The organism is Streptomyces sp. SID5785, from assembly GCF_009870065.1.
GTDB lineage: Bacteria > Actinomycetota > Actinomycetes > Streptomycetales > Streptomycetaceae > Streptomyces.
This window is the reverse complement of sequence record NZ_WWIA01001080.1, coordinates 1-1451: the sequence shown is the minus strand read 5'-3', so window position 1 is coordinate 1451 and position 1451 is coordinate 1. Positions and strand designations below refer to the sequence as shown.

2 protein-coding genes are annotated in these 1451 nt (G+C 75.7%); both read right to left on the bottom strand.

The window, feature by feature from the left end; translation table 11 throughout:
- Positions 1 to 500 (bottom strand): MarR family transcriptional regulator (locus GTW43_RS34955; RefSeq protein WP_161305993.1); only part of this gene is annotated, 500 nt, incomplete at its 3' end.
- Positions 497 to 1451, bottom strand: a 955-nt coding sequence (locus tag GTW43_RS34950) for an FUSC family protein (RefSeq protein ID WP_161305992.1), incomplete at its 5' end; no start/stop codon positions are given. The genes GTW43_RS34950 and GTW43_RS34955, both read right to left, overlap by 4 nt.

The following is a 1451-nucleotide window of genomic DNA, read 5'->3' as shown; positions in this document are numbered from 1 at the left end:
TGGAGGAGCAGATCACCGAGCAGGGCTGCCAGTTCGGCGTCCTTGCCGCCGTCGATGCCGCTCAGGACGGACGCCTCGTAGGCGAGCTGGCGCGGCAGGACGGCGTCCACCAGGTCCCGCCCCGCGTCGGTGAGGCGCAGATGGGAGACGCGGCGGTCCCGGGTGTCGCCGCGGCGCGCCACGAGCCCGCGTTCCTGCAGCTGCTTGAGGCGCTTGGTGACGGCGGCGCCGGACGAGAAGGTCTCGCGGGCCAGGTCGCCCGGTGTCAGCTCGCGGCCGGTGCGCCGCAGCGTCCCCAGCAGGTCGAACTCGGCCCGGGTCAGTCCGGCGTCCCGCAGCGGCGCGTCCTCCGCCTGCTGGAGCAGCGCGGCACACCGGTTGATCCGCCCGATGATCTCCATGGGGGCGGTGTCGACGTCGGGGCGCACGGCCCGCCACTGCCGCACCACCGCCGACACGGTGTCCGAAGGGCCCCCGTCCGCGCCACGCTGCACACTCATCCTCGCCTGCCCACACCTTCCGCCTCGGACCCGCGCCCGGCCGCACGCCGGACGACCGCAGCGAGCGTACGATGCCCGTCCTGCTCGGCCGCGAGCACCCGCTCCTCCGGCAGGGCGCGCTGCCACCATTCTCCGGCCGCGGTGTCGGCCGCGGCGCGCAGCTCGACCAGGGTCGCGGCCAGGGTGCGCCGCGCGGTCTCCAGAGCGGCCGGTCCTGGCGCGCCGAGCGCCAGCGTACGGTCGGCGGCGGCGCGGGCCTCCTCGACACGGCCCAGGGCCTCCTCGATGTGGTCGCCGGCCCGCCGGTTGGTGACGACGAGGGCGGCGACGATGCCGAGCAGTGCCCCCACCAGCGTGTCGACGATCCGCTCGGTGATCAGCTCGCCGGTGCCCTGGAGGCGGACGAGCTCGGTGACGAGCAGCGCCATCGGTGTCACGGACAGGCTGCCGAGCCAGTAGTTGCGGGTGATGAGGGCCTCGGCCCCGAAGCTGAAGGCGAGACAGCACAGGACGAGTGCCGCCTGGCTCGCGTGTGCGAGCGGGGCGATCAGGGCGAAGACGAGTACGCCGCCGACGTTGCCCACGACCCGCTGCACCCCGCGCTTCCAGGTCAGGGTGACGTTGGCCTGGTAGAGGGAGGCCGCGGTGACCAGGGCCCAGTAGGGGCGGCCGATCCCGAGCGCGAGCGACGCGTACCCGGCGAGCGCGCAGCCCACGAAGGTGCGCAGACCGACGGGCAGGAGCGGGGAGCCGGGCCCGATCCGCCGCCACAGCGACGGCGCGCCCGCGGCGGTCTCGGCCTCGACGCCGAGCAGTTCGTCGTCCATGGCGGCGATGCGCTCGGGGCGCGGCACGGCTCCGGCGCCGCGCAGGCCGTGGGCCCAGGCGCGCAGCTGTCCGGCGTCCGCGTCGCCGGGCGCGGCGAGGGCGACCTCGGCGCGCACGACGAGC